The organism is Xanthomonas cissicola (assembly GCF_008801575.1).
In the GTDB taxonomy this organism is placed as follows: Bacteria; Pseudomonadota; Gammaproteobacteria; order Xanthomonadales; family Xanthomonadaceae; genus Xanthomonas; species Xanthomonas cissicola.
Window position 1 is genome coordinate 1 of the sequence record NZ_VZPL01000184.1, and the last position, 1,519, is coordinate 1,519.

The following is a 1,519-nucleotide window of genomic DNA, read 5'->3' on the forward strand; positions in this document are numbered from 1 at the left end:
ACTGTTCCGTCGCTTGAAAGGCTACCGCCGGATTTTCTCGCGCTTCGAGAAGCTGGATGTCATGTTCCTTGGATTCCTCAGCTTCGTCCTAGTCGTTGATGGGCTTCGGATGTGTTAACAGGCCCTAGTCTTACTCCTCCTAGCGGGGCGCAAAAGCGCGACGCAGTTGAGATCGATGCAGTCGCAATCGATCCCACGACCTCGCGCGCCAGCGTCGGTGACGTCAACAGGCATACCGCGTCGCGGATGGCTTCGTTGTTCTTCTCGTCGGTGTTGAGTGGGGTAAGCGAGGCTCTGATCGCTGGCGGTCAGCAAGAGAACGTTGTGACCACCGGACAAACCGTTGTCGTGCAGAAAGACGCCTTCAATGATCGGCAGCTGGCGCTTGTCGGACTCGGAAAAGTCGGAACGAATGCAACCCAGATGCTGCAGCCCACCATCAACAGGAAGCCCACGGCGAGTATCGGCCAGAAAACCGAGATCGGCGTGCTCTTTCTGAGCGACGTCCCTGCATCCGCATTCGGCAACTAAAGGCGCCCCATGAACAACAACTTCAATCACGACGACGCACTACCCGCAGGCGAATACAGCGACGACCAGTCGGTGTTCACCACCGAATCCCAGAGCAATCCTGCGGCGGAGACAGCTGGGAAGGCCAATATGGCCAAGTACATGCTCATCGGCTTTGTCGTCCTTATCGTGGCCTTCGTTGGTTGGTTCGGCTACAAGCTGATCAACCGTGGCGGGGCCGCTACTGACACGCTGTCCATCCCTGTCCAAGAGCAGGCAGCTGTCCCGATGACGGGAGCACCTGCGACCGCGGTTAACCCGTACGGGGTACCCGGAGAAACGGCAAGTGGGCAGATCGCGGCCAGTGCCGCGGCGGACGCCCCGGTGTCATTGACCGCTGACCAGGGGACGCCTGGCAGCGGCGAAAGCGCGCCTGCGCAGCAGAACGACCATGGAGCAGGGGTGCAGGCTGGGCAGCAAATCGCCCAGCAGCAACCTGCTGCTCAGCAACCCCCGGTCGCGGTTGCAACTAGCCAGTCTTCTGTGACGCCGCAGGCAACTCCCTCAAGTGACCAGTCTGCAGTTGCTGAGACGGAGCTGGAGGCACTGAGGGCGAGAGTGATGGAGCTCGAAAAGCGCGTCGCAACAATGACCGCCTCGGGACGCACGGTTGCCACCGCGCCGCGAACACAGCCGGCACGGCGAAACGCATCGCCTGCGCGTCCGAAATCGCGAGATAGCGCAACAAGGCCGGCCCCTACGTCGGTAACGGCCGCCGCAAAGCCCGAACCGCTGCCCGCAAGCGGTATCCAACTGAAAGCGGTCCTTGAGGGACGAGCCTGGCTGCAGCTCAAGAACGGGGAGACTGTGTCGCGACGTCCACCCAATTTTGAGTAGCGCCTCAGTTTGGAGTCCAATTCCCTACCCCGAGGAGATTGGACGTGAAGAAACGTTTTACTGACGAGCAGGTCATCGGCTTTCTGCGCGAAGCCGAAAGCGGCGTGGCGAT

General features: G+C 60.8%; 2 protein-coding genes and 2 pseudogenes. All 4 read left to right on the top strand.

What is annotated here, in order from left to right; all coding sequences use genetic code 11:
• Nucleotides 1–118, top strand: a pseudogene (locus F7R02_RS25290) (IS5-like element ISCARN85 family transposase); the annotation flags it as partial.
• Entirely contained in the window at nucleotides 112–531 is a 420-nt protein-coding gene (locus F7R02_RS25295) for a TrbI/VirB10 family protein (RefSeq protein WP_235857374.1), read from the top strand. The pseudogene F7R02_RS25290 and the gene F7R02_RS25295, both read left to right, overlap by 7 nt.
• A 9-nt stretch (nucleotides 532–540) precedes the next feature.
• Entirely contained in the window at nucleotides 541–1,407 is an 867-nt protein-coding gene (locus F7R02_RS25300) for an IcmG-like type IV secretion system protein (protein WP_208789148.1), read from the top strand.
• A 44-nt stretch (nucleotides 1,408–1,451) separates the two neighbouring features.
• Nucleotides 1,452–1,519, top strand: a pseudogene (locus F7R02_RS27650) (transposase); the annotation flags it as partial.